Origin of the sequence: Massilia hydrophila (assembly GCF_020208145.1) — a bacterium.
In the GTDB taxonomy this organism is placed as follows: Bacteria; Pseudomonadota; Gammaproteobacteria; order Burkholderiales; family Burkholderiaceae_D; genus Telluria; species Telluria hydrophila.
The window spans coordinates 175,038-200,944 of sequence record NZ_JAHYBX010000003.1 but is presented as its reverse complement, the minus strand read 5'-3'; the positions used below and the strand labels follow the sequence as shown (position 1 = coordinate 200,944).

Here is a 25,907-nt window from a genome sequence, read left to right as displayed (position 1 = left end):
CAGCGTGGGCGGGAGACCCGCCCGCGCCAGGCGAAATGTCTAGCGCCTGAAGCGCACGTCCTCCTGCACCACCTTCGCGTCGCCTTTCGGTTTCTTGGGCTTCTTCGGTTTCTTGACGATCTTCCCGCCCGCTTCCGTTGCCGGGACGCGGTGTTCCGGCGCGAAGCCATCTTCTTCCACCCGCTCGATGGTCTGCCGGGTCAGCGCCTCGATCGCGGCCAGGAATTCGACTTCGTCGGCCGCCACCAGCGATACCGCTTCGCCCGAGGCGCCCGCGCGGCCGGTGCGGCCGGTGCGGTGCACGTAGTCCTCGGCCACGATCGGCAGGTCGATGTTCACCACGACCGGCAGATCGTCGATGTCGAGGCCGCGCGCCGCCACGTCGGTGGCCACCAGCACCTTCACTTCGCCGGCCTTGAAGCGCTCCAGCGCGCGCAGGCGCGCCGGCTGCGGCTTGTCGCCATGGATCGCGTCGGCCGCGATGCGCCTGGCGTCCAGCAGGCCGACCAGCTCGTCCACGCCCTTGCGGGTGCGGGCGAAGGCCAGGACCTGGGTCCAGCCGTGCTTGCCGAGCAAATGCAGGAACAGCTCGGACTTGCGCTTCTTGTCCACCGGCACCAGCCACTGGCGGATCGCGGACACCGTGCTGTTGCGCGGCGCCGCCTCGATGCGCACCGGCTCGCGCAGCAGGCGGTTGGCCATGGCGCGGATCTGGTCGGAAAAGGTGGCCGAGAACAGCAGGGTCTGGCGCTTCTTGGGCAGGGCGGCGAACACCTGGTCGAGCTCCCTGGAAAAGCCGAGGTCCAGCATGCGGTCGGCCTCGTCCAGCACCAGGCTGATGACTTCGTTGAACTTGACCGCATTCTGGCGGTGCAGGTCGAGCAGGCGGCCGGGTGTGGCGACCAGCACGTCCACGCCCTTGCGCAGGTTCATCATTTGCGGGTTGATGCTGACACCGCCATAGGCCACCATGGTGCGCAGCTCCAGCCCGGCGCCATAGGCGCGGAAGCTCTCGTGCACTTGTTCCGCCAGTTCGCGCGTCGGCACCAGGACCAGGGCACGGACCGCGTTGCTGCCGACTTTCTTGTCGCGCTTGAACAGGCGCTGCAGGACGGGGAGGGCGAAGCCGGCCGTCTTGCCGGTGCCGGTCTGGGCCGCGGCCATGACATCCTTGCCGGACAGGATGGCGGGAATCGCCTGTTGCTGGACGGCGGTAGGCGTGGCGTAGCCGAGCGTGGCGAGGGTCTGGACGATCGGGTCGATCAATCCAAGGGAAGGGAAGGACATGGGAACCTGCGGCGAGTAAATGTACAGGCCGTAGTTTACCCTGCCGGAGCGCGAGCGTCGAACCGCCGCGCAGGCCCGGCGCTCACAAGGCGAAGGAGATGGCGGCCGACAGGTCGACGATCGGCTTGACCGGCTCACGCTGGTCCTTGCAGCCGCCCATCAGGACGCAGGCAAGGACAAGGGTGACGGGCAGGAAGCGGCGCGATGGCATGGTGGCTCCTCGGACAGTAGCACCATGATACGCCGCTTCGCGCGAATGTACATATGCGCGCCGCCCGGAAGCTTAGAAATTGGCGCAGTCAACCGGACCTATGGATGAGGTCTGAACTGCCGAGCAGTTCGGCGGTCGAACCCCTGTCTCCCTCGACAGGAACCGATCATGCGCGCTCCCCGCTTCAGGAAGTGGTTCGCCCAGCTGCCCGCACTGAACGTGCCGCAGCGCCTGCAGACGCTCTCGGCCCTGCATCCGGCTGCCGGACTCGACCGCATCATCGCCCTCATTGCCCAGGTCAAGGAACGCAAGCGCCGCTGTCCCGCCTGCGCTTGCGAGCGCTACTACCGGCATGGCCAGGCCAACGGCCTGCAGCGCTACCGCTGCCGTGAGTGCGGCCGCACCTACAACGACCTGAGCGGAACGCCACTGGCGCACCTGCGGCTACGGGAGAAGTGGCTCGACTACCTGAACACGATGCTCGATTCGAAATCGGTGCGCAAAGCGGCCAGGGAGGTCGGCGTACACCGCAACACGGCCTTCCGGTGGCGCCACCGCTTTCTCGACCAGGCCAGGCACGATCGTCCCAAGACCTTGAGCGGCATCGCCGAAGCGGACGAGATGTTCATCCTCGAATCGCAAAAGGGGTCGCGCAAGCTGGACAGGCCGGCGCGCAAGCGCGGTGGTCGGGCACACAAGCGCGGAATTTCAAGCGAGCTCGACTGCATCCTGGTGGCGCGCGACCGTAGCGGACAGACGATCGATGCGGTCGTAGGCCGAGGTCCCTTGAAAGCCGGGCAGCTGGAGCGCCATCTGCTGCCCAAGCTCGACCGGCAGGTGCTGCTGGTGAGCGATTCCCACGCTGCCTACCGCGCGTTCGCCCGCAAGCACCGCATTGCGCATGAGGCGGTCAACTTGCAGGCCGGCATACGGGTTCGTCGCCGAGCTGCCGGCGCCATCCACGTCCAGAACGTCAACGCCTATCACGCGCGCTTGCGGCAGTGGCTCAGCCACTTCCGCGGCGTGGCCTCACGCTACCTGCCCAACTACCTGGGCTGGCGCTGGGCGCTCGACGGAGAACGCATCACGACTACAGAACAATTGCTGCGGATCGCGATCGGAGCCATCAACAGATAGCAGTGACAGCGCCTAGAAATTGTACGAGATGGCGGCGCGCAGCACCGGATAGACCTTGAAGTCCGACACGTCCTCGGCCAGGCGTAGTTCCTCGGCCGCCACGTCGGTAGCCAGCTTGCCGCACACGGTGTTCGAGGTGGTGCAGCCGAGCGGAATCAGGTTGACCTTGGGACGGCCCTGGAAGATCGCGCCGATGTCGGCGATGAAGTTCCAGCGGCTGTTCGGGGCCAGGGCATTGCCCCAGCCGATGCCGAGGTAGGGCGCGGCGCGGCGGAAGCTGACGTCGCCCTTGAGCACGCCCAGGTTGGCGGTCGTGTAGGTGTTGCCGTTGAAGTTGAACTTGCCATCGGGGCCGGGCACCGCCGTCGCCTTGAACTTCGTGCCGTTGTAGACCAGGCCGCCGGTCAGGTGGAAACTGCTGCCTGACAGCAAGTACCAGTCGAACAGCACGTCGAAGGTTGCCAGCTTGCCGTCCAGCTTGTAGTCGACCTGGCCCGAGCGCTTGTCGAAGTCGTGCTGCAGGTAGTTGGCGCCGAAGCGGCCGTTCAGGGTGCTTTCCATCGGCACCACCAGGTGCAGGCCGGCGCCGGTCGTGCCGAGGTCGGCGGTAACCGCGGCGCCGATCTGGGCCTGGGCTGGGATCTGGGCCGCCATACCCGCCACCAGGGCGAGGGCGAAGAAGCTGTGCTTGCGTGCCATGCTCGTAAAACCTTTCAGTAACAAAATAGCTCAGCATTGTAACTGGAGTGCAGGCGAAATAGCGACTGCCGCCGAGCCCCATGCGCGATATTTGTACCGGCCATGGCCGGTTTCGTCGCCCGCATCCCCGCTCCGTCGCATAATGTGCCACGGCAACGGAACCTGGGACTATTCTGGCGCTGCCCTGACAACCGAGAGAACAACATGATTTCAAGCATTTTTCACATGGCACGCCTGCTGGCCGCCTGGCTGGCCTGCTACCTGGTCTTCTGCATTGTCGTCAATGAGACCATCTACGAGCCGCGTGGACGCGACATCGGCGGCTACTACGCCCTGGTCGCGCTGGGGCTGGGCACCTGGGTGCTGTCGGTCGCCTTCACCCACATCCGCCGGGTGCGCCTGGTGGCCGGCACCGTCAATGCCAGCGCGCTGTCGAACCGCCAGCGGCGCCAGATCGAGATTCCGTTCGAGGCCGGCGAGGCCTTCGACCTGATCGAGGCCGCGATCCGCGAACTGCCCGGCGCGGTGGTGGCCGAGAGCGCGCGCGACAGCCTGCAGGTGCGCGCCAAGCTCAGGCGGGTGGATCCCTATGGCGGCGAACCGCGCGGCGACAGTCCGGTGGCAGCCTGGGCGCTCGACCATTTCGGTTCGCGCCGCAACCAGATCCTGGCCACCGTCACCCCGAACGGCGACGACGCCGGCAGCGTGACCCTGCTGTGCGAGCCGGAAGGCGCGGTCTGGACCGATTTGTTCCTGGTCGACCACGGCACCAACCTGGAGAATGCGGAAGCGATCGTGCGCGCCATCACCCGCCGCGTGGCCGAGCGCCGCCGGGCCGAGGCCGCCGGCGTTCGCCAGACCGCCACCGAGAAGGAACTCACGGTCGCCAAGCTGAACCTGCTGCACGCCCAGGTCGAGCCGCACTTCCTGTACAACACCCTGGCCAGTGCGCAAGTCCTGACCCGTAGCGACCCGGCGCGCGCCGACGAGATGCTGGGCAACCTGATCCAGTACCTGCGCCACTCGCTGCCGCGCACCGAGGACGCGCCCTCGACCCTCGGCGAAGAGCTGGAACGGGCCCGCGCATACCTCGACATCCTCAAGATCCGCATGGGCCCGCGCTTGCAGCTGCAGGTCGACGTGCCGGACCTGCTCCGCGGGGTGCTGTTCCCGACCATGATGTTGCAGACCCTGGTCGAGAACGCCATCAAGCACGGGCTGGAGCCGAAGCCGGGCGGCGGCACCGTGTGGATCCTGGCGCGCCAGGTCGACAGTGCGGTCGCGGTGACGGTGGCCGATGACGGCCGCGGCTTCACCGCCGAAGGCGGCGGCACCGGGGTCGGCCTGCGCAACGTGCGCGAGCGCCTGCGCCTGGCCTACGGCAGCGCGGCCTCGTTCTCGATCGTGGCCAATTTCCCGAGCGGGGTGGCGGCCACCATCACGGTACCGAACGTGGCCGGTGCCAAGGTCCAGGGCGGCAGCGTCGGCGCGGGAGTCCATCATGCTTAAGTGTGTCATCGCCGAAGACGAAGCCCTGCTGCGCGAAGCGCTGGTGCAGCTGCTCGGGCAGGTATGGCCGGAGCTCGAGATCGTCGCCGCCTGCGAGGATGGCGGCAGCGCGCTGGAAGCGATCGCCGCGCACCGGCCGGAAGTCGTGTTCCTCGACATCCGCATGCCCGGCCTGTCCGGACTCGAGGTGGCATCCAGCCTGGTGGAGGCGGGCATCCGCACCGAAGTGGTGTTCGTCACGGCCTACGACCAGTACGCGATCGACGCCTTCGAGCGCGGCGCCGTGGACTACCTGCTCAAACCCGTGGCGCGCGAGCGCCTGGCCGGCACCGTCGGAAGGGTCCGCGAACGCCTGGCGCGCGGCGGACCGGACCTGCAAGGGTTGCAGGCGCTGCTGCAGCAGCTGGCGGCGGTGGCGCCGCCCCAGCCGAAGGCGCCGCCGCTGGTCTGGCTGACGGCCAGCCGCGGCCAGGAGACGCGGCTGATCCTGGTGGACGATGTTGCCTACTTCCAGGCCGACAGCAAATACACGGTGGTCATGACCGCCGACGGCGAGGCACTGCTGCGCAAGCCGATCCGCGACCTGCTTGAAGTGCTCGATCCGAACATGTTCAAGCAGGTGCACCGCTCGACCATCGTCAACCTGCGCGCTGTGGCGGGGGTGACGCGCGACGAGAGCGGGCGCGGCAGCCTGCGCCTGAAGAACCGTCCCGAGACCTTGAGCGTGAGCCAGCCCTTCATGGCCTTGTTCCGCAACATGTAACGAGATGTGAAAGGGTGCACAGAGTGTAAGAGTGTGGGGTGGTTCACTGAATCTGGCAATTTCCGATGATAAAGTTCGGTCATCAACCAGCGGGAGAACACCCATGAAAGCCCTGATCCTCTGTGCCGCCCTGGCGGCTGCATCCTTCCCGGCCCTGGCCCAGACCAATGTCAGCATCACCGTCGGCCAGCCCGGCTTCTATGGCCGCATCGACCTCGGCGACCGCGCCTACTATGGGCCGCCGCCGGTCTATGTGGCCCAGCCCATCATCGTCGAGCGCCACTACCGCCGCCATGTGCGCGCCGAGCCGATCTACCTGCGCGTACCGCCCGGCCACCGCAAGAACTGGAGCAAGCACTGCCGCAAGTACGGCGCCTGCGGCCAGCCGGTACTGTTCGTCCAGGACCGCTGGTACCAGGACGTGTACGCGCCGCGCTACCGCGAAGTGCATTACCGTGCGCGCCACGACGATCGCGGCCATGGCCATGGCCACGGCCGTGGGCCTGACCGCCACCACGATCGGGGGCATGGGCGTGGTCACGACCGCGACCATGATCGCGGGCATGGCCACGGAAAGGGCCACGGCCGCGGCCACGACTGATTCCGCGCCAGCGCGCCGCCGTCAGCGCTCGGGATTGTGGCTGCAGATCTGCTGACACATGCGCGCGACCTGACGCTGGCGCCTGTGCGTCATCTGCTGTTCCTGTTCCCTCAGGGACTTTAGCTTGTCCGGATCCGTTTCCTGCTTTTGCTGGTAGCGGACCTGCGCAATCCTCGCCTCCTGCTCGGCGAGGTTGGTGTTTTCCCCGAAGGCTACGCGGCTGCAGCGGTCTTCGCAAACCGGGCGGGTGGACGGCTTCATGCCACGAAACGCCTCCAGGTCTTGCGCGCGGGCCGGGGTGGCGAGCAGGCAGGCCGTGGCCAGCAGCATCTTCAAACAGTGCATCGTCTTTCTTTCATTCGCCTGACTTGAGAAAGGCAGTCTAGCAGTCGCGCTCACCTTCAAGATGCGCGGATTTCCACGCAATCTATTGCGGCAAGGGCGCTTCTGGTGGCAGCAGGCCTTCGTTTGCAAGCTCTTGCCAGAACGCGGCGGGAATCCGCAATGCCATCAGGGCCGCATTGCGCTCCAGGTGCTGCGCGCTGCTGGCGCCGGGGATGGTCGCCGACACCACCGGATGGGCGGCGCCGAACTGCAGTGCCGCCGCTGCCAGGTCGACGCCGTGGCGCGCCGCCACCTGGCGCAGTCGCTCGCGCCGCGCGTGGTGTTCGGGCTTGGCAGGCTGGTAGTCGTAATGCGCGCCGCCGGCCAGGAAGCCAGAGTTGTAGGGTCCGCCCAGCACAACCGACGCGCCGCGCGCGAGGCACAGCGGGAACAGCTCCTCCAGCGGGCTCGTTTCCATCAGCGTGTAGCGCCCGGCCAGCAAGAAGATGTCCGGATCGGAGTCGCGCAGCGCGCGCAGGCAGGGCTCGACCGTGTTGACGCCCAGGCCCCAGGCCTTGAGCAGGCCTTCCTCGCGCATCCGCACCAGTTCGCCGAAAGCGCCCCCGGGGCCGGCGGCGATCCGGTAGTAGTGCTCGAAGCGGTCGCCAAAGGCATCCACCGACAGGTCGTGCACATAGACGATGTCGATGCTGCCCAGCGCCAGGCGCTGCAGGCTGTCCTCGACCGAGCGGCGCGCGCCGGCCGCCGTAAAATCGACCACGCGCCGGAACGGCAGCGACGACACGAAGGGCAGGGCAAGGTCGCCGCCCGGATCCGCCACCAGGACCCGCCCGACCTTGGTCGACAGCGTGTACTCGTGGCGCGGCCGGCTGCGCAGGGCCTGGCCAAAGCGGTGCTCGGACAGGCCGGTGCCGTAGTGGGGTGCGGTGTCGAAGTAGCGGATGCCGGCGTCCCATGCCGCATCGACCGTGCCGCGGGCCGCCTCATCGCCGGTGGCATGGTACATGTCGCCCAGCCCGGTGCCGCCCAGGCCCAGGCGCGTGATCGGTCGGTAGCGCTGGTTCATGTGGTCCTTTCGCGTCGTGTGTGCGAAGCCGGGCGCCGCCCGGCGCTGCCCTCGCATGCTACACCGGTGCGCGCCAGGGCCGCGCCCGCGCGCTTCGCGCCAACGTAGTAAGATTGCCACATCGCCCATGTGCTGGCATTGCCGGACGGGCGCCATGAGAGGAGCATGCTTTGCGTAGCGAATTCGTGATCGTGGGTGGCGGTGCGGGCGGCCTGGAACTGGCCTGCAAACTGGGCCGCAAGCTGGGCCCGTCGAAGGTAACGCTGGTCGACAGCCGGCTGTACCACATCTGGAAGCCTTCGCTGCACGAGGTGGCGGCCGGCACCCTGGACATCCACCAGGAAGGCCTGTCCTACCAGATGCTGGCGCACGACAATGGCTTCAACTTTGTGTTCGGGCCGATGACGGCGCTCGATGCCGCTGCGAAGCTCATCACCGTGGGGGCGGTCGTCGCCGCCGCCGGCAACGACGAGGTGCTGCCCGAGCGCCGCGTCGGCTACGGCGCGCTGGTGCTGGCGGTGGGCAGCACCTCCAACTACTTCGGCGTGCCGGGCGCGCAGGAGAATACCATCTCCCTGAACGCCACCGAGGACGCCGAGCGCTTTCGCCTGCGGATGCTGCGCCTGATGCTGGCGGCCGAGCAGGAACACGAGGAACACGCCGAGCCGGGGCAGGGCGGCGGCCTGGACGTGGTGATCATCGGCGGCGGCGCCACCGGGGTCGAGCTGGCGGCCGAACTGCGCGAAGCCTCGCGCGCCTACGTCACCTATGGCTTCGACCAGCTCGACGTCAAGCGCGACGTGCGCATCACGATCCTCGAAGGCGCGCCGCGGGTACTGGCACCCTTGCCGGAAAAGGTGTCGGCCGCGGCCGCCGACCTGCTGGCCAAGCGCGGCATCCAGGTCGTTACCAATTGCCGGGTGACGCAGATCGACAGGGACAAGGTGATCGACAAGGACGGCAAGGTCTATCCGGCCAAGCTGTGCGTGTGGGCGGCCGGGATCAAGGCCCCGGCGCTGCTGGCCACCCTTGGCCTGCCGACCGCGAAAGGCGGGCAGGTGGAAGTCGACGCCCACCTGCGGGTGAAAGGCGCGGACGACATCTACGCGCTGGGCGACTGCGCCGCCTGCGTGGACGGCAGCGGCAACGCGGTGCCGCCGCGCGCCCAGGCCGCGCACCAGCAGGCCGACTACCTGGTCACCAGCTTCCTGCGCCGCGCCAAGGGCCAGCCGGCCCAGGAGCGCCCCTACGAATACCGCGACTACGGCTCGCTGGTATCGGTCGGGCGCAGCACCAGCGTGGGCAGCCTGATGGGCTCCCTACGCGGTGCCAGCTGGTTCGTGCAGGGCACGATGGCGCGCCTGATGTACACCAGCCTGCACCTGATGCACCACCGCGCGGTGCTGGGCACCATGCGTACCGGGGTGCTGGCGCTGGCGCGCTTCCTGGTGCGGCGCGCCACCCCGCTGGTGAAGCTGCATTGAGGTAGGGAGCGCCCGGCCTTTACCTGGGGGGCGTCTTCGGCAGGGTCATGCACAGCAGTGCGCCGCCATCTTCCGCGCGGCGCAGCTCGAGCGAGCCGCCCAGGAAGCGGGCCCGCTCGCGCAGCAGGCGCAGGCCGTGGCAGCCGCCCGATTCCAGCACGCGCCCGTGCGCCAGCCCGGCACCGTTGTCGCGCACGGTGAGCATCACCTGCTCGCCATCGTCGTCCAGCACCACCTCGGCCGCGGTCGCACCCGCGTGCGCGAGCGCGTTGCGCAGGCCTTCCTCGGCGCAGCGCAGCAGCACCACGCCCTGGGTGCGGGTGTAGTCGCCGTCCTCGTCGGGCAGGCTGGCGCGCGCCTTCAGGCCGTGGGCGGCGCCGAATTCGGTCACCAGTTCGGCCAGGGCCGCCTTCAGGCCGAGGAACTCGAGCTTGTCGTTCCATAGCTCGAGCTGCATCTTGCGGTTGGTGTCGATGATGTTGGCCAGCAGCGACTTCATCTGCGCGCTGCGCTCCCGCATCGGACCGTTCTCGGCCGGAATGTGCTGGCTCAGCAGTGCCAGGTGCATGCTCAGCGCCGTCATCGAGGAGCCGAGGCTGTCGTGCAGGCGGCGCGCGAGCAGGCGGCGTTCCTCGTCCCAGCACGACGCGAGGTATCCCAGCATGTCGGTGAGTTCAGCGGTGCGGTCCACGCCCGGCGCGCTGGACGTTCCAGAGGCCGGGGCAGGCTGCAGATGGGCCGGTTCGGTCATCGTAGGCTCGGTTAAATGTTTCCCAAATCATACAACAGTTGGGCCGGCGGCGGCGCAAGCATGGCGATTGTACAGACAGGCTGGCCGGGTCAGCGTGCGTTCCCGAACAGTCTGCCCAGCAGTTTCGGGCGAAGCTGGAGCCTGGCACATGCCCTTGCACTGGGCGCATGCCGCTTCAATTCACCACGGGGGACCACCATGACAAGCACTACCAAACCGCAGGATGCCATTACGCTGTTGACCGCGCAGCACCGCGAAGTCCACGCCATGTTCGAGAAATTCGAGAACATGACCGACCGCGCCAAGGTGAGCAAGAAAAAGTTGGCCGACGAGATCTGCCAGGCCCTGGTCATGCATACCACCATCGAGGAAGAGATCCTGTACCCGGCCGTGCGCGAGGCCACGAAGGAAACCGAAGACATGGTCGACGAGGCCGTGGTCGAGCATGCGTCGGCCAAGGAGCTGATCGCCCAGATCCAGGAAATGGACCCGGGCGACGACCTGTACGACGCCAAGGTCAAGGTGCTGGGCGAGCAGGTCGATCACCACGTCGAGGAAGAAGAGAAGGAGATGTTCCCGAAGATGAAGGAACTCAAGCTGGACCTGCAGGCCCTGGGCGAACAGATGGCCGCACGCGCAGCCGAGCTCCAGTAATTCTTCCGGCGCACGGGTCCGGGCCGGGCCTCAGGCCGCGCTGGCCGCCCGCACCCCGTCGCGCAGCGGCGCCTGCGCCTGCTCCGGCGCTCCCGCCAGCGCCGCCAGCAACTGCTCGATGCTGACCGGCTTCACCAGGTGCTGGTCGAAACCGGCTTCCAGTACCCGGCGCTGGTCTTCGGCCAGGCCGTAGCCGGTCAGCGCGATCAGGCGGATCGCGCTGGTGGCCGGGTCGCCGCGCAGGCGGCGCGCCACCTCGTAGCCATCGATGCCGGGCAGGCCGATGTCCACCAGCGCCAGCGCCGGCAGCCGCGCCTGGGCCGCGGCGACGCCCTGCAGGCCGTCGGCCGCCTGGTCCACCGGATAGCCGTGCGCGGCCAGCATCGCCGCCATCATCTCGCGGCCATCCTCGTTATCCTCGATCAGCAGCACCGCCGGCTTGCCGCTGTTGTCGCCATGCGACTGCTGTGCCGGCGCGGCGGGCTCGGCCTCGGTGCGCGGCAGGCGGATGGTGAAGGTGCTGCCCTTGCCGCAGCCATCACTGTGGGCACTGACGCTGCCGCCATGCAGTTCCACCATGCGCCGCACCAGCGACAGGCCGATCCCGAGCCCGCCCTGGGAGCGGTCGATCGAGATCGCTCCCTGGACGAACACGTCGAACACCTGGGGCAGCAGTTCCGCTGGAATGCCGACCCCGCTGTCGCGTACGGTCAGCACCACTTCCGCGCCGGCCTCGGCCAGCTGGATGTCGATGCTGCCGCCGCTGGCCGTGTATTTCAGGGCGTTGTCGATCAGGTTCGACACGATCTGTTCCAGGCGCGTCGGGTCGCCATCGACCCAGCCCGGCGCCAGGTCGACGCTGACGTGGTAGCCGGCGCTGCGGCCGGTGGCGCGGAAGGTTTCCAGGCAGCCCGAGACGAGGCCGGCCATGTCCACCGGTTTGCGCGCAAGCAGGATCTTGCCCGACATGGCGCGCGACAGATCGAGCAGGTCGTCCACGATGCGCGACAGGTGCTGGCTCTGGCGCTGGATGATCTGGCGCGCGCGCCCGACCGTGTCGCTGCTGGCGCCGGGCAGGCCGATCAGCGACGAGGCGCTGCTGATCGCCGACAGCGGGTTACGCAGTTCGTGCCCCAGCATGGCCAGGAATTCGTCCTTGGCGTGGCTCTTGCGCTCGGCGTCGCGCCGCTCTTCCATCTCGCGCACCAGGCGCCGGTTGGTGGCGGTCAGTTCGGTGGTGCGCTGGGACAGCTTCTCGGCCTGGCGCTTGAGCTGCTCGTTCTTCATGGCCAGCGCCACGAACACCGAGACCTTGGCGCGCAGGATCTGCGGGATCACGGGCGTGAACAGGAAATCGGCGGCGCCGCGCTGGTAGGCCTTCAGGCGGTCGATCTCGTCGGCGAGGAAGGCGGTCACGAAGATGATCGGAATGTCGGCCGAACGGGCGCGCTGGTGGATCGCCTCGGCCGTCTCGAAGCCGTCCATGCCAGGCATGTTGACGTCCAGCAGGATCACGGCGAAATCGTGCAGCAGCACCTGGCGCAAGGCGTCCTGGCCGGAGCGGGCCGCATGCACCGTATAGTTGCTTTCCTCGGCCCACTGGTCGAGCAGGCTGGTCAGTGCCAGCAGGCTGGCGGCATCGTCGTTGACGACCAGGATTTTTGGTTTATCGGTGTGGGCCACGGTAATGTCAGTCCGAGGGTCGCTACGTCGTTCAGTCAGGTCGGGTTGTCACGTCGACCGGTTACATGAGCACCTTGTGTAATAACAACGGATCATAGCACGCTGAATAAAATGCTAATGGGCAAAACCCAATCGTGCGCGGCCACCACGTACGGTGCCGCACATACGCGACAAAAGGGCTGTGCGATAGTGGAAGCGTCAGTTCAACCGTATCGATGGAAGACGGGGCTGCCATATGAAAGGACACGCAATGAATATCGACACTATCGTAAATCAGGATTACCACGGCAAATCGCTCACCGAGCTGGTGAATGCGCCCCTGAGCGCGCTGCGTGATGTCACCGACACCCAGGCCAGTGCCTTCGCCGCCGCCGGCGTGCATACCATCGCCGATCTCGCCAACCTGCGGGCGGTGAACTACGCCATGGCGATCAAGGCGCTGTCCAGCTGCGAGTGCGCTTCGAGCAAGGAGCAGGCAGAGGAAGGACTGCTCGATGACGCCGTCGAGATGACCTTCCCGGCCAGTGACCCGGTTTCGGTCCAGTCCAGCATCACGCGCATCGAAGTCGCCCCGGACAAGGTCGATGCCAGCCGCGACCACCAGCATGCCCAGGCGATCGAGGCGCACAACGAGGAAATGCTGCGCACCGCAGAAATCGACACCCGCTACCTGCAGAAGCAGGAGGGCGGCAACCGCTGACTGGCGCGCGCCGTCGAGCAAAGGCCACCGGTGGCGCAGGCTGCCGGTGGCCATTTTACGTGGCACATGGGAAATGAGGAAAGACGGCGTGGCCCGTCCGCCGGCCGAGGGCAAAGGCGGCAGGCCGTACAGGCGGATTCAGCGGTGAGCGGCGGTTTCGGCCGTGTTGGACGTGGCGGCGGCGCCCTTGGCGGCCGGCGGCCGGTTGGCGGCTGGCGAGCAGAAGCGGTTCTTGCCGGCGCGCTTGGCTTCGTACAGCGCGTAGTCGGCGATGCTGATCAGGGCGTCGACCGATTCGGCGTCGTCCGGATAGATGCTGATCCCGATCGAGGTCGACAGGCGCAGGGTGAGGTCCTTGATGAAATAGGGTTCCGAGATCGCTTCCACCAGCTTGGCAGCCGGGCCCTGGGCGTCGGCCAGGCTGTGGATGTCGCCCAGCACCACCATGAACTCGTCGCCGCCCAGGCGCGCCACGGTGTCTTCCTTGCGCGAGCTGGCCAGCAGGCGCTGCGCCACCATCTTGAGGATCTCGTCGCCGTAGGCGTGGCCGTAGGTGTCGTTGATCGCCTTGAAGCCGTCCAGGTCGAGGTACATGATGGCGGCCTTGGCGTGGCTGCGGTTGGCGTGCTGCAGGGCGGTCTCGATGCGGTCTTCCAGCAGGCGCCGGTTGGGCAGGCCGGTGAGGGCGTCGTGCAGCGCCAGCTCCTGCTGGGCGCGCGAATACTGGGCCAGTTCCTTGTACAGCAGGCGCACTTCGAGCATGTTGTGGATGCGCTTGTGCACTTCCAGCAGGTCGAAGGGCTTGCTGATGAAGTCGCGCGCACCCGCTTCCAGCGCCGCGATCTTGAAGCTCGGCTGGGCCGTCAGCGCCAGTACCGGCAGGTAGCCGCCCTGTTCGATTTCCTTCAGGCCCTTCATGACCTGGAAGCCGTTCAGGCCCGGCATCTGCAGGTCGAGCAGGATCAGGTCGTAGTTGTGTTCACGGTGCAGCGGGCAGACCTGTTCCGGCAGCATCGTCGAGCTGACGCAGGTGTAGCCCTCCTCGCGCAATATCTCTTCCATCAGCTCGATATTGTCGGGCGAGTCGTCCACTACCAGGATCTTCGCGTTCAAAATGTCTTGTCTGCTCGGCATGCTCGTCTCGTCTACGCTGTCGGGAACGTGTCCATTTCCTTTTGGAATAGGCACATCCCATCTCTTCATAGTGTAACAAAGCTTATAAAATTTCTTGTAGGACAGCGCCGCGTGTCGCGGTAGGATCATCAAGGACCGTGTCCGCGGGCTGGCGGCGCCGCGACCGAAGCCACTGCCGCAATCAGTTCCCCCGGTTCGACCGGTTTCGAAATATGGGTCGAAAATCCGGCTTCTAACGCCTTCAGGCGGTCTTCCGGACGGGCGAATGCGGTCAGCGCGATGGCCGGCACCTGGCCGCCGAGCTCGCGCGGCAGCGCACGTACCCATCCGATCAGCTCGAAACCGTCCACTTCCGGCATGCCCAGGTCGCTGATCAGGACGTCCGGCCGGTCGGCGCGCAAGGCATCGAAGGCTTCGCGCGCGCTGGCCGCGACCCGCACCCTGGCGTGGCAATCCGTCAGGATACGCGCAATCAGCTCGCGTCCGTCGCGCGCATCGTCCACCACCAGCACGGTGCGTCCGGCCAAATCGTGCGGGGCCGGTTCCGGGGTGGCCGGTGCCGGCGCCGGTGCGGGCGGGGGCAGGGAGCCGCCGCGCGCCGTCGCCGGCGCCGTTGCGCGCGGCAGTTCGATGGTGAAGCTGGCGCCCAGGCCTTCGCCGGCGCTGTCGGCGCGTACCGTGCCGCCATGCTGCTCGACCAGGTGCTTCACGATCGACAGCCCCAGCCCGAGGCCGCCATGGCGGCGCGTCATCGAGGCATCTTCCTGGCGGAAGCGTTCGAACACGTGGGTCAGGAACTCGGGCCGGATGCCGGCACCGTTGTCGCGGACCGTGATCGCCACATTGTCCTCGCGTTCGGCCACCTCGACCGCCACCGTGCCTTCGCGCGGGGTGAACTTGATCGCGTTCGACAGCAGGTTCCAGATCACCTGCTGCAGGCGGCCGGCATCGCCCGCCACCAGCGCGCCGGGGGCGGCGTCATGCCGTGTCAGGCTGATGTGCTTGGCATCCAGGGCCGGACGCACGGTCTCGACGGCGGCGTCGATGAAGACGGCGGGCGCAATCACCTGCATGTCGAGCAAGACCTTGCCGGACGTGATGCGGCTCATGTCGAGCAGGTCTTCGATCAGCTGGGCCTGGGCGCGCGCGTTGCGCTCGATGGTCTGCAGGCCGCGCTGCAGGTCGGCGCCGTCGCGGCTGCCGCGGCGCAGCACCTGCGACCAGCCGAGGATGGCCGACAGCGGGGTGCGCAGTTCGTGCGACAGCGTGGACAGGAACTCGTCCTTCATCTGGCTGCTGCGCTCGGCCTCGGCGCGCGCCTCGCGTTCGTTCTCGAGCAGCAGCTCGCGCTCTTCGGCGGCGCGGCGGGCGGCCTCGTACAGGCGGGTATTGTCCACCGCGATCGCGGCCTGGGCCGCGATGCCGCGCACGATGCGCTCGCTGCGCTCGGTAAACATGCCCGGCTCCGGATGGCCGAAGAACATGGTGCCGAGTAATTCTCCCGAGCGCGCCGCGACCGGCACCGCCATGTAGCTGCGCAGCACGGCAGCGCCAGCCGCGCCACTGCCGCTGCCGTCCTGCAACAGGCAGAACCCGGGAATGCGGTCCTGGTGGCGCGGGTCGGTTCCGATATCGTCCACCCGCACCAGGGCGCCGGCGCGCAGGTCGGGCCCGAACAGCGCGGCTGCGCGCGCCTCGTCCACGCCATCGCAAGCGCTGGCGGTGCCCGCGCCCACGGCGCGCAGCCAGAACAGGGTGGCCCAGGCCGGGCTGTCCGGCGCGGCGGCCTCGCCACCGTAATGGAGGAAGGCGCCGGTGCGCGCGCCGCTAACCCCGACCGCGGCCTCGGTGGCGGCGCGCAGCAGGGCGGGCAGCTCGCGGGTCGAGGCCAGGATGCTGCCGGTGCTGTTGAGCAGCTCCAGCACGTGCGATTCCTCGCGCAGCGCCTGCTCGGCGCGCTTGACCTGGTCGACGTCGGTGTTCGTGCCGAACCAGCGCAGCACCCGGCCCTCGGCATCGCGCACCGGGCTGACCCGGGTCAGGAACCAGCGGTAGCTGCCGTCCGCGCCGCGCAGCGGGAATTCCATCTCGAACGGGATACCATTGCCGATCGTGGCGCGCCAGTGCGCCATCACGGCCGGCAGCGTGTCCGGCTCGATCACGTCCTGCCAGCGCCAGCCGACGCTCTGGCGCGGGCTGCGCCCGGTATACGCGTACCAGCGGTCGTTGAACCAGACGATGGCGCCGTCGGTGCCGGCCATCCAGGCCAGCTGCGGGATGGTATTGGCCAGGGCGCGCAGCAGTTCCTCGCTCTGGCGCAGCGTGTCCTCGGCGCTCTTGCGTCCGCTGATGTCCTGCACCACGCCGGTGATCCCGAGCAGCGCTTCCTGGCCCTTGCGGTCGGCATAGTCGGGACGCCCGACCAGCGCTACCCAGCGCGCCGCGTGTCCGGTGCCGCCTTCGTGCGGCAGGACGCGGCATTCGATGTTCAGGTCGGCATGCGCCTTGAAGGCCTTGAGCACGGCGCGCCGTACCTGGATCCGGTGCTCGGGATGCAGGCGCGCGCGCAGCTGAGGCCAGGGCAGCGGGGTGTCGGCCGGCAGGCCGAGGGTGGCGGCGGCGCGCGCCCCCAGCAGCACCCGGTCGCGCGCCGCGTCCCAGCGCCAGTCGCCCAGGCGGCCGGCGGCCAGCGCCACCTGCAGGCGGTTGTTGTTCTCGACCAGCGCCTGCTGGTCCAGCTTGCGCTGGGTGATGTCCTGGAAATACAGGGTCAGGCCGTCGGGCGAGGGATGCAGGCGCATCTCGAGCCAGCACTGCAGGCGCACGTAATAGAAATCGCGCACCACGGTTTCGCGCCGCTCCATCGCGCGCAGGCAGTCGGCCGCCACCGACGTGCCGTGCAGGTCTTCGAACTCGTCCCACAGGTTCTTGCCGACCAGGCCGTCGCGGCTCTTGTCGAGCGGCGCGATCATGGCGAGCGCGCGCCCGTTGATATAGATGATGCGCCAGTCGTGGTCCACCGCGCAGAAACCGTCCGACAGGCTCTCGAGCATGTTTTCCATGCGCTCGGTAGCGCGCCGCAGGGCTTCCTCGGGGCCCACCAGCTCCGCTTCGGCACGCTGGCGCGCGGCCAGCACGCCCTGCGCATCGCGCGGCGCCTCCTGGCGCGCCGTCTCGAGGTCGTGCTCGTCGTTCATGCGCCCCTCCACGACGGCGCGGCGACAAGGCGGATGCCGGCCTTCCCGTGCCGGGACAGGCGTGAAGGGCTGCCGATCGGTTCAGTCGGAATCATCATCGCTGGCAAGGTAGGGCGCCGGGAGGCGCGTGCGTGCGCCCGGCCCGTGCGGCCTATTGTAGCCCAGCCGGAAGCGGGCGCCACGCGCGCGTCCGTCTCAGCGCGCCGGCGCCGGCTGGCGCGCCACCTTCGCCAGCGCGTCCTGGAGCTGGTCCAGCTCGTAGGGCTTCTGCAGCGACAGGTAAGGGAACTCGAGGTGGCGCAGCAGCGTGTCGCCGTAGCCCGAGGCGAAGATCACCTTCAGGCCGGGGTGGCTGCCGAGCGCCTGGCGCGCCAGGTCGACCCCGGACATGCCGGGCAGGCTGACGTCCGAGAACAGCACCTGGTAGCGCCGCTGTTCCAGCAGGGCCAGGGCTTCGTCCGGATGGCCGACGCCATCGGCCTCGTGGCCGAAGGCCTTGAGCATTTCGCAGACCAGGTATTGCGAGTCGAGATTGTCCTCGACCACCAGGATGCGCAGGCTGGCGTCGTCCGTCTCGGCGGCGGGCTGCGCCGGGGCGGCTGCCGGCGGCGCCAGCAGCAAGAACACGCCGCCGATCCCGCCGGCGCCGTCGGCGACCGGCGTCAGGCGCAGGTCGCAGCGGTGCGCGAGCGGGCCGTCGGCGCGGCGGAAGGACAGTTCCACGCCCGGCGCCACGCCGGGCTCGCCGGACCAGGCCTGCTGCAGGGCTGGTCCGGCACTCGACAGGGGCGGCGGCAGTACCGAGGGCACCGAGCCGCCGGGCACCCGGCCACAGCCCGGGCCAGCCAGCGCCGCGTAAGCCTCGTTGAAGACCAGGACCGTCTCGCGGCCCCAGACCAGCAGGCCGGGAAGCGGCGTATTCAGCAGCAGGTCGGCTGCCACGCGCAGCGGGACAGGCCAGCGTCCCGGTTCACCCAGGCCGCTGCCGGTCCAGTCATAAGAGCTAACGGAGCGGGGCGAGTGGGCACTGGCCGGATCGAATTCAGGCATGGGTCGTGTGTTGTAGGAATGAAAATATGGCGGTCATCCTACACCAAATAGGGTAGTGCTGGCGTCATGATCCGTGCGCGCCGGCCGGCGCTTACCAGAAGTCGATGCCAGGGGGCGGGGAAGGGTGCGGGTGCCATCGACGATCCGCAGTGACGCCCAAAAAAAAGGTTCTTCACGGATTCCCGGGAAACGCGGCTTTGATCTTGAGGAAAAAGAAGCTGCTGTCTCGGTAACCGTAAGCCATCCGCTTCATCACCTTGATGCGGTTGTTGATGCCTTCGAGCTGGCCTGTGTGCATCGGCCAGCGTAGTCGCGAGGCGATGCCCCGCCAGTAGGGCTGGAGTTTATTGGCGAACTTGCGCAGCGGCTCGATACCGCTCTCGCGTGCCATCCTCAGCCAGTTTCTCCAAGCCCCGAGCCACTGCCATGCGCCCGACGGTTGCCAGAGTTCCTTCAATGCGGCCTTCATCACGTACACCGTCATGAGGGCCTGGTTGGCGGCGAGCAACTCGTCCATCCTGCCTTGCTGGGCGAGCGGCACATTCTGCCTGTTTCGCAGCAACAGCCAGCGGGCGCGCTTGACCACCTGGCGCTGGGGCCGGTCTTCGCGCAGCCGGTTCGCTTCATCGACCCGGACCCGGTCGATGACTTCGCGGCCGTATTTGGCGATCACGTGGAACAGATCGTAGACCACCCGCGCTTGCGGGCAGTGCTGACGCACTTCCAGGTCGAAGGCCGTGTTCATGTCCATTGCCACCGCTTCGATCCGCGCGCAGCGTTCGGAGCCGAGCCATTTGAAAAAGGGACGGACTGCTTCGCGGCTGCGGCCTTCGCCGACCCATAGCACTTGCCTGCTGTCCGCATCCAACACGACCGTGGCGTACCGGTGTCCCTTGAACAGCGCGAACTCGTCCATCACGAGGCGCGTGGGTTGCGCCTCGGGCAGCGCCGCCAGCTTGCGCTGTAGTGCAAGCTGGTGGATGTGGCGCACCGTGCTCCAGTGAAGGCCGGTGAGCTGACAGACGTGCGAAATCGGCATGCGCTCGCTCCACAGTGCGACGAACGCGGCCAGGCGTCGCGTCACCCGAGAGTACGAGTCAAGCCAGCTGACGCGCTGGCCGGCCGTGCGTCCACAGCCATCACACCTGAGCCGATAGACCGCCACCGACAACACCAACGACCGCCCGACGATAGGCAAATCGTGCACCGTGCGCCAACAGACGTCATGCACTTGGGGGCCGCGCTTGCACAATGGCCGCAAATGCGCGGCGCGGATGGACAGGGTTCCAGGCGGATGGATACCGATTGACCCTGCTCGGTGAACGAAGTGACGGCAAAACCTTCCCAGAACGGGAGGCTGAGACTATGATCTGGCATGAGAGCGGTAGGTTGAGTTGGTTGGGTTTGGTCGCACAAACACAATAACTCTTCCTACTGCTCTCTTGCGTTTACAGCAGGCTCATCCCGGAAATCCGCGATGAACCAAAAAAAAGCCCGCTTGCGGGAAGCGGGCTGAATCTATTTCCTTGGAGGAGAATAGAGGAGACGGATGCAGTATGCTGCGCTGCCACAAATCAGTCCAATTTATATTGCTAATGACTGTCATCAATTTTGTTGATGACAAGTCGCCCCCAGGCGCTCCGCACTGCCGTGGCATGGGAGCGACGCCATGCCGTCAGCAATCGTGCGCTCTTGGTGCGCGCGAGAAAATGTTCTACCATGGCAACTATGTCAAGATTCTTCCAGCTCGCCTGCGTTGTTGCGGCACTGACCATGCTGCACGCGCGCAGCGGGCATGCGGCCGGCCAGGCCACGGACGAGGGCGGCTCCGGACCGGCGCTGCAGGACTACACGCTCGAACAGCTCTCCGACATCGTCGTCACCTCCGTCGCGCGCCAGCCAGGACGGCTGTCCAGCGCGCCCGCTTCCGTCTACGTCATCAGCGCCGCCGACATTGCCCGTTCCGGGGCCGCCACCCTGCCCGAGGCCCTGCGCCTGGCCCCGAACCTGCAGGTGGCGCTGGCCAGCACCCAGGAATACGCCGTCAGCGCGCGCGGTTTCTCCTCGCAACTGGCCAACAAGCTGCTGGTGCTGGTCGACGGCCGCAGCGTCTACTCGCCGCTGTTCTCCGGCGTCTTCTGGGAAGCGCTGGACGTGGTGCTGGCCGACGTCGAGCGTATCGAGGTGATCAGTGGTCCGGGCGGCACGATCTGGGGCACGAACGCCGTCAACGGCGTCATCAACATCATCACGCGGGGTGCCGCCGCGACCCAGGGCAGCCTGGTCGTGGCGCATGCCGGCCCACGCTACGCGGGGGTGGCCGTACGCCATGGAAAGCGCCTGGCCAACGGGGCCCATGTGCGCGTTTACGGCAAGCGCGACGAAGCGGGCGCCGCGCCGTTCGAGGACATGGGCGGTCGCGGCGGTGGAGTAGGGCGGCGCCAGGCCGGCTTCCGTCTCGACTGGGAAGGAGCGGACCAGGCCCTGCAGGTGAGCGGCGACATGCATGCCGGCGCGCTGCGCCAGAACCGTGAACCGCGCACCGCGTTTTCCGGCGCCAACCTGGTCGCGCGCTTCGATACCCGGCTGGCCGGCGACACCGCACTGCGCCTGCAAGCCTGGGTCGACGAGGAGCGGCGCACGCAGCGCGGGGTCGGCCGGCACGGGCTCGACATGGCCGACCTGGAAGCGCAGCTCGCCACCCAGCTGGGCCGGCATGCGCTGACCTGGGGCGGTGGCTACCGCCATGGGCGCGACCATTTCGAGGACGGTCCGGTGCTGCAGTTCGTGCCGACCGGACGGCGCCTGCGCTGGGCCAACCTGTTCGTCCAGGACGAATTCGCGCTGACGCCCGCGCTGCGCGCGACAGCCGGCTTGCGCCTGGAGCACAATGACTACACCGGCATGGAAACCCTGCCGAACGTGCGCCTGGCCTGGGACCATGCGCCCGGCGCCATGCTATGGGCGGCAGCCTCGCGCACGGTACGGGCTCCGGCGCGCTTCGACCGCGACCTGCGTCTGGCCGATGTGGCCGATGCGGCCGCACCGGGCAGCGCGCGCTACGTGGTGGCGGGCGGGCCCGACATGGCCTCCGAGACGGCCCGGGTGCTGGAACTGGGCTACCGCGCCCAGCCAACGGGCGCGCTGTCGTATGCGGCGACGCTGTTCTACAGCGACTATGCGCGCCTGCGCACGCTCGAACCCCAGCCGGGTGGCGCGGTGTTCCGCAATCTCGGCCACGGCCGGGCGCGCGGCCTGGAGCTGTGGGGCAGCTGGCAGGCGATGCGCGGCTGGCGCCTGTTCGCGGGCGCGGTGTGGCAGGACATCGCCACCGGCGTCGCGCCGTCCAGCACCGATGCCTCGGCGCGACTGGGGCTGGCGCCGAACGACCCGCGCAGCTACTGGCAGCTGCGCTCGTCGCACGAGCTGGCCGCCGGGCTGGCGGCGGACCTGATGCTGCGCCGTGTCGCGCGCCTGCCGCAGCCGGCGCTGCCGGGCTATCATGAACTGGACGCCCGGATCGCGTGGCAGGCGCGCCCCGGGCTCGAACTGGCCGTGAGCGGCCGTAACCTGCTGCATGCCCGCCACCCCGAGTTCGGGGCGGCGGACGTGCGCCAACTGGCCGAACGCAGTGTGTTCGCCAGCGTAACGCTGCGTTTTTGAAGGCCAATGACAAGAATGAAGACCACCCACCCCGACCGCATGCGGCGCCGCCTCGCCCGTCGGGCCTTGACGCTGCCGCTGCCGCTTGCCCTGGTGCTGGCCACCGGCCTGGCGCTGCCCGCGCTGGCCGGACGTGCCGCGCCGCCCGCCTTGCCGGCGGGCGGCGACAGCCTGGCGCTCGAACGCCGGGTCAAGGCCGCGTTCCTCTATAAGTTTCTTGGCTATGCCGAGTTCCCGGCCCAGGCGTTTGCCGATTCCGCCTCGCCGCTGTCGATCGCGGTGGTCGGTTCGGACGACATGGCGATGGAGCTGGCGCGCATCGCCAGCGGCCGCACGGTGGGCGGGCGCCCGATCCTGGTGCGCAGCATGCGCGAGCAGGACGCGGTGCCGCCGGTGCACCTGCTGTTCGTGGCCGGCAGCGATACCGAACGCGCCGGACGCGTACTGCGCGCGGCGCCGGCGGCCATGCTGACCGTGACCGAATGCGACGGCGGCCTGCGCCACGGCAGCATCATCAATTTCCGCATCGTCGACGAACGCGTGCGCTTCGACGTCTCGCTCGACGCCGCCGAAAAGAAGAATGTGAAACTGAGCTCGCGCCTGCTGACGGTGGCAAACCGCGTACAGAAGGGAGGTGCATGATGGCCATGCACGATACCGGCTCGGTGCGCAGCAAACTGATCCTGATGGCGGTGACGACCACCATCGTGGCCCTGCTGTCGGCCGCCGCCGCCATGCTGGTGGTGGACCTGCGCACCTTCCAGAAAGTCTGGGTCGACGACCTGACCGCCCAGGCCGACATCATCGCCGACGTCGCCGCGCCGGCGGTGTCGTTCAACGACAGCGCCGCCGCGTCCCGCAACCTGGCGGTGCTGCGGCTGCGCCCGCAGGTCATGGCCGGTGCCATCTATACCAACAGCGGGCAGCGCTTCGCCACCTATGCGCGGGCAGGCGGCAAGGCCGTCTTCCCGGCACGGCCGGAAGCGGCGGGCTACCGCATCGAACGGGGCGAGCTGGTGGTATTCCGGCCGATCGTCGAGAATGGCGAGCCGCTCGGCACGGTCTACCTGCGCTCGCGCTACGGGCTGCTGGACCGGGTGCTCAGCTACGGCGCCAGCCTGGGCGGGGTGATGCTGGGCGCGCTCCTGATCGCGGCGCTGCTGGCCTCGCGCCTGCAGGCCTCGATCACGCGGCCGCTGCAGGCCGTGACCGACGTGGCGCGCCAGGTGATGCTGCAGCGCGACTTCACACTGCGCGTGCCAGGCAAGGAAAAGGGCGAGATCGGGGTGCTGGTCGAGGCCTTCAACGACATGCTGGCCGAGATCGGGCGCCGCTCGGACGCCCTGCAGGCGGCCAACCGCACGCTGGAGCGCGAGATGACGGTGCGCGAGCGCGCCGAGCAGGCCCTGATCGTGGCCGACCGCCGCAAGGACGAATTCCTCGCCACCCTGGCGCACGAGCTGCGCAATCCGCTGGCGCCGATCCGCACCGGCCTGGACATCCTGCGCATCCGCAGCGGCGACGCCCAGGCCACCCAGCGCGCCACCGACATCATGGAACGCCAGTTGCGCCAGATGGTGCGCCTGGTCGACGATCTGCTTGACGTCTCGCGCATCAACACCGGCAAGTTCACCATCAAGATGGGACGTGTCGAACTGAAGGCGGTGGTGAACGACGCGCTGGAGGTGGTGCGCTCGTATATCGAACTGCACGGGCACGAGCTGGTGCTTGACCTGCCGGATCGCCCCGTGTTCCTGCATGGCGACGCCACCCGCCTGGCCCAGGTGCTGTCCAACCTGCTGAACAATGCGGCCAAGTACACCAACCGCGGCGGGCGCGTGACCCTCAGGGGCGCGGTCGAGGACCGCACCCTGGTGCTGGAAGTGGCCGACACCGGCATCGGCATCGCCCCCGACATGCTGGACTCCGTGTTCGAGATGTTCGTGCAGGTCGATTCGACGCTCGAGCGCAGCAATGCGGGGCTGGGCGTCGGCCTGTCGCTGGCGCGCAAGCTGGTGGAGCTGCACGGCGGCACCATCGAGGCCCATTCCGACGGCCTGGGCCAGGGCAGCCGCTTCGTGGTGCGGCTGCCGATCGTGGTCGATCCGGAACCGATCGCCAAGCCGACCCCGGCCGCCTTCATCAGCACCGAGAGCTACCGCATCCTGCTGGCGGACGACAACGTCGATTTCGTCAACAGCATTGGCGCGCTGCTCACGGCCATGGGCCACAGCGTGGTGATTACCCACGACGGCCCGGATGCGCTGGCCGCCGCGGCGCGCTTCTGCCCGGACTATGCCTTCCTGGACATCGGCCTGCCGCACATGTCGGGCTACGACCTGGCGCGCGGCATCCGCGAGCTGCCCTGCGGCGCGATCACGGTGCTGATCGCCGTGACCGGCTGGGGACAGGAAAAGGACCGCCAGCTCGCCTTCGAAGCCGGCTTCGACCACCACATGGTCAAGCCGGTGCGCTTCGAGCAGATCGAGGAAATCCTGGGCAACCGCAGCATCATCAAGAAGTTGCGCACCTGAAGCGTAGGCAGGAGCGGGGGCAGGCGTACGGTGCCCGCATGCCCGGGAAGGTCTGGCAAGGCTAACCCGGTTGCCACGGCCGCAGCGTTCGGGAGTACCGGTCGCTCCTGGCTACCCGCCATCGGCCAGGAGCGGGGGTATATCCTGGCGGCCGTACCTGTTCGAAAGAACGATGATGAAATCATGTCTTGCGCTCCTGGGCATGGCCTGCCTGGCCGGCTGCTACAGTCCCGACGATGAACGCTTCGCGGCCTATCTCCATGCACTGGTGAGGCCCGGCATGCCGCTGGACGCAGCGGTGGCGGCATTGCAGTCCGAAGGGTTCATCTGCGACCCGATGCGGCCAGCGCCTTCAAGAACCTGTTCCAGGAGCAGGCAACTTCCTTTGCCCGCGGCATGCATGGAACGTGCCAATGTATTCTCGACGCCAGACCGGCTTGTCCAGCGCATCGATATCCCGCAGATTGCGTGCACGGGACCATGAGCTGAAAAGCCGGCATGCCTGCCATTGCGTGTGTGGAGGACGCTACCGCAGGCCAGTGGCGGGCCAGACCGGAGCTGGGATGATGTGGAAATTCACGTATTTCGACGATACCGCATCTGCTAGGATGCGCCTTTCCCGATGCGCGAACGAAGATGGAATTCCTTGTGCGCAGGCGCGTAGCCACTCTCCTTGCCGGAGCCGTCTTGCATCGGGAACCCGGAGCAGCCCAGGACGGCAGTGGGCAGTCTCCGGGAAAGTTGAAAGCTGAGTGCAATAATTTGAGTGGAGCGCCCTTCGGTGGCATCGTAGGTGCGCGATTCTTCAGGGGCGTAACGCGCATCCTGTTCAAGCGTTCGCGGTGGGCCGGATCCGGCCCTTCGCGATAGCCTGCGCGTCACGCCAGACAACGAGTCGGTGTCACAGTGTAAAACAGGATGTGCCGATAATGAGGAGCGTATGTCCCAAGGTGTCCGTGCGGCGATTGGTTTTCTTATAGCGCCAGCGTTTCCCAGCGCGCTCTTATATCTCTACAATTTCTTTTGGAAGGGGATGGGCGACACGGCCGTTTTTTTTTCCTTACGTATTGTCGGTTTTCGCTTACGCTGCAGTGCTCGTTCTCGGCATCCCGGCGTATCTTGTCCTGCATCGACACCGTATCCGGAGCCTGCTGGCCTATGCCGTGCTCGGAACCTTGATCGGGCCGGTTTTCTATCTGATGTTCGAAGTCGTGACGGCCTACCCCGGAACACTGGAGACGAGACTTCGACACGCACCTGGTGGAGCATTGCTCGCGGCTGGGTACGCCGCCTCAGCCTCGTTGGCGTTCTGGACGATCACTTATTGGGCGGGCCAGACCGAACTGGAGCGCAGCCGTAGCAGGTGCCTGCCCAGCAGCGTGGGTCCTGGATGCGCAGCATCGCATTACAAAAGAAAAATGGCTCAGAATCGCTTCTGA

Annotated in this window: 21 protein-coding genes; 10 read left to right on the top strand and 11 right to left on the bottom strand. The window is 67.6% G+C overall.

Annotation, left to right across the window (positions count from 1 at the left end):
- Window positions 1–39: 39 nt before the first annotated feature.
- The gene (locus LE190_RS10450; protein ID WP_225238636.1) at window positions 40–1,287 is read right to left on the bottom strand and encodes a DEAD/DEAH box helicase; all 1,248 of its coding nucleotides are present in this window, start codon (window positions 1,285–1,287) and stop codon (window positions 40–42) included.
- Window positions 1,288–1,369: 82 nt separating this feature from the next.
- On the bottom strand, window positions 1,370–1,498 hold the full coding sequence (locus tag LE190_RS21820) for a hypothetical protein (RefSeq protein WP_267875311.1): 129 nt from the start codon (window positions 1,496–1,498) through the stop codon (window positions 1,370–1,372).
- A gap of 168 nt (window positions 1,499–1,666) precedes the next feature.
- Here LE190_RS21820 and LE190_RS10445 point away from each other — a divergent pair, with 168 nt between their 5' ends.
- On the top strand, window positions 1,667–2,635 hold the full coding sequence (locus LE190_RS10445; protein ID WP_225238635.1) for an IS1595 family transposase: 969 nt from the start codon (window positions 1,667–1,669) through the stop codon (window positions 2,633–2,635).
- A gap of 12 nt (window positions 2,636–2,647) precedes the next feature.
- On the opposite strand, the gene LE190_RS10440 is transcribed toward LE190_RS10445, so the two are convergent.
- A complete protein-coding gene (locus LE190_RS10440) occupies window positions 2,648–3,334 on the bottom strand; it encodes a hypothetical protein (protein WP_225238634.1) in 687 nt (228 codons plus the stop codon).
- Window positions 3,335–3,559: 225 nt separating this feature from the next.
- On the opposite strand from LE190_RS10440, the gene LE190_RS10435 reads away from it, so the two are divergent.
- The 3 genes from LE190_RS10435 (at window position 3,560) to LE190_RS10425 (ending at window position 6,207) form a co-directional block, all read left to right on the top strand.
- Window positions 3,560–4,843 (top strand): sensor histidine kinase, encoded by a 1,284-nt coding sequence (locus tag LE190_RS10435; protein ID WP_225238633.1) that lies wholly within the window; start codon window positions 3,560–3,562, stop codon window positions 4,841–4,843.
- Window positions 4,836–5,606, top strand: coding sequence for a LytR/AlgR family response regulator transcription factor (locus LE190_RS10430; RefSeq protein WP_225238632.1), 771 nt, complete (start codon window positions 4,836–4,838; stop codon window positions 5,604–5,606). Before LE190_RS10435 ends, LE190_RS10430 begins: the two co-directional genes overlap by 8 nt.
- 103 nt (window positions 5,607–5,709) lie before the next feature.
- Window positions 5,710–6,207 (top strand): hypothetical protein, encoded by a 498-nt coding sequence (locus tag LE190_RS10425; protein WP_225238631.1) that lies wholly within the window; start codon window positions 5,710–5,712, stop codon window positions 6,205–6,207.
- 21 nt (window positions 6,208–6,228) lie between these two features.
- On the opposite strand, the gene LE190_RS10420 is transcribed toward LE190_RS10425, so the two are convergent.
- Both LE190_RS10420 and LE190_RS10415 read right to left on the bottom strand, forming a co-directional pair.
- On the bottom strand, window positions 6,229–6,543 hold the full coding sequence (locus LE190_RS10420) for a hypothetical protein (protein ID WP_225238630.1): 315 nt from the start codon (window positions 6,541–6,543) through the stop codon (window positions 6,229–6,231).
- Window positions 6,544–6,634: 91 nt separating this feature from the next.
- Window positions 6,635–7,618 (bottom strand): aldo/keto reductase, encoded by a 984-nt coding sequence (locus LE190_RS10415; RefSeq protein WP_225238629.1) that lies wholly within the window; start codon window positions 7,616–7,618, stop codon window positions 6,635–6,637.
- A gap of 170 nt (window positions 7,619–7,788) precedes the next feature.
- Here LE190_RS10415 and LE190_RS10410 point away from each other — a divergent pair, with 170 nt between their 5' ends.
- Window positions 7,789–9,102, top strand: coding sequence for an NAD(P)/FAD-dependent oxidoreductase (locus LE190_RS10410; protein ID WP_225238628.1), 1,314 nt, complete (start codon window positions 7,789–7,791; stop codon window positions 9,100–9,102).
- A gap of 19 nt (window positions 9,103–9,121) precedes the next feature.
- On the opposite strand, the gene LE190_RS10405 is transcribed toward LE190_RS10410, so the two are convergent.
- Window positions 9,122–9,853, bottom strand: a complete 732-nt coding sequence (locus LE190_RS10405; protein WP_225238627.1) for a sensor histidine kinase — start codon at window positions 9,851–9,853, stop codon at window positions 9,122–9,124.
- A gap of 198 nt (window positions 9,854–10,051) precedes the next feature.
- On the opposite strand from LE190_RS10405, the gene LE190_RS10400 reads away from it, so the two are divergent.
- A complete protein-coding gene (locus tag LE190_RS10400; RefSeq protein WP_224944486.1) occupies window positions 10,052–10,507 on the top strand; it encodes a hemerythrin domain-containing protein in 456 nt (151 codons plus the stop codon).
- A 30-nt stretch (window positions 10,508–10,537) separates the two neighbouring features.
- On the opposite strand, the gene LE190_RS10395 is transcribed toward LE190_RS10400, so the two are convergent.
- Window positions 10,538–12,190, bottom strand: coding sequence for a response regulator (locus LE190_RS10395; RefSeq protein WP_225238626.1), 1,653 nt, complete (start codon window positions 12,188–12,190; stop codon window positions 10,538–10,540).
- Window positions 12,191–12,440: 250 nt separating this feature from the next.
- On the opposite strand from LE190_RS10395, the gene LE190_RS10390 reads away from it, so the two are divergent.
- Window positions 12,441–12,890, top strand: a complete 450-nt coding sequence (locus LE190_RS10390) for a hypothetical protein (protein ID WP_225238625.1) — start codon at window positions 12,441–12,443, stop codon at window positions 12,888–12,890.
- Between the two features lie 138 nt (window positions 12,891–13,028).
- On the opposite strand, the gene LE190_RS10385 is transcribed toward LE190_RS10390, so the two are convergent.
- The 4 genes from LE190_RS10385 to LE190_RS10370 form a co-directional block, all read right to left on the bottom strand.
- Entirely contained in the window at window positions 13,029–14,024 is a 996-nt protein-coding gene (locus tag LE190_RS10385; protein ID WP_225238624.1) for a GGDEF domain-containing response regulator, read from the bottom strand.
- A gap of 128 nt (window positions 14,025–14,152) precedes the next feature.
- Window positions 14,153–17,221: an ATP-binding protein gene (locus LE190_RS10380; protein WP_225238623.1), complete on the bottom strand. Its 3,069-nt coding sequence runs from the start codon at window positions 17,219–17,221 to the stop codon at window positions 14,153–14,155.
- A 195-nt stretch (window positions 17,222–17,416) separates the two neighbouring features.
- The gene (locus LE190_RS10375) at window positions 17,417–18,271 is read right to left on the bottom strand and encodes a response regulator (RefSeq protein ID WP_225238622.1); all 855 of its coding nucleotides are present in this window, start codon (window positions 18,269–18,271) and stop codon (window positions 17,417–17,419) included.
- A gap of 172 nt (window positions 18,272–18,443) precedes the next feature.
- Window positions 18,444–19,619 (bottom strand): ISL3 family transposase, encoded by a 1,176-nt coding sequence (locus LE190_RS10370; RefSeq protein WP_439847486.1) that lies wholly within the window; start codon window positions 19,617–19,619, stop codon window positions 18,444–18,446.
- 371 nt (window positions 19,620–19,990) lie between these two features.
- Between LE190_RS10370 and LE190_RS10365 the strand changes: the two genes are divergently transcribed.
- The 3 genes from LE190_RS10365 to LE190_RS10355 are packed head-to-tail and all read left to right on the top strand — an operon-like array spanning window position 19,991 to window position 24,468.
- Window positions 19,991–21,934: a TOL_0244 family TonB-dependent receptor gene (locus LE190_RS10365; protein WP_225238621.1), complete on the top strand. Its 1,944-nt coding sequence runs from the start codon at window positions 19,991–19,993 to the stop codon at window positions 21,932–21,934.
- A 15-nt stretch (window positions 21,935–21,949) separates the two neighbouring features.
- The gene (locus tag LE190_RS10360) at window positions 21,950–22,576 is read left to right on the top strand and encodes a TOL_0243 family YfiR-like periplasmic protein (protein WP_225238620.1); all 627 of its coding nucleotides are present in this window, start codon (window positions 21,950–21,952) and stop codon (window positions 22,574–22,576) included.
- A complete protein-coding gene (locus LE190_RS10355) occupies window positions 22,573–24,468 on the top strand; it encodes a sensor histidine kinase, YfiR-like protein-associated (RefSeq protein WP_225238619.1) in 1,896 nt (631 codons plus the stop codon). The genes LE190_RS10360 and LE190_RS10355 overlap by 4 nt, the downstream gene beginning before the upstream one ends.
- The last annotated feature ends 1,439 nt before the right edge of the window (window positions 24,469–25,907 follow it).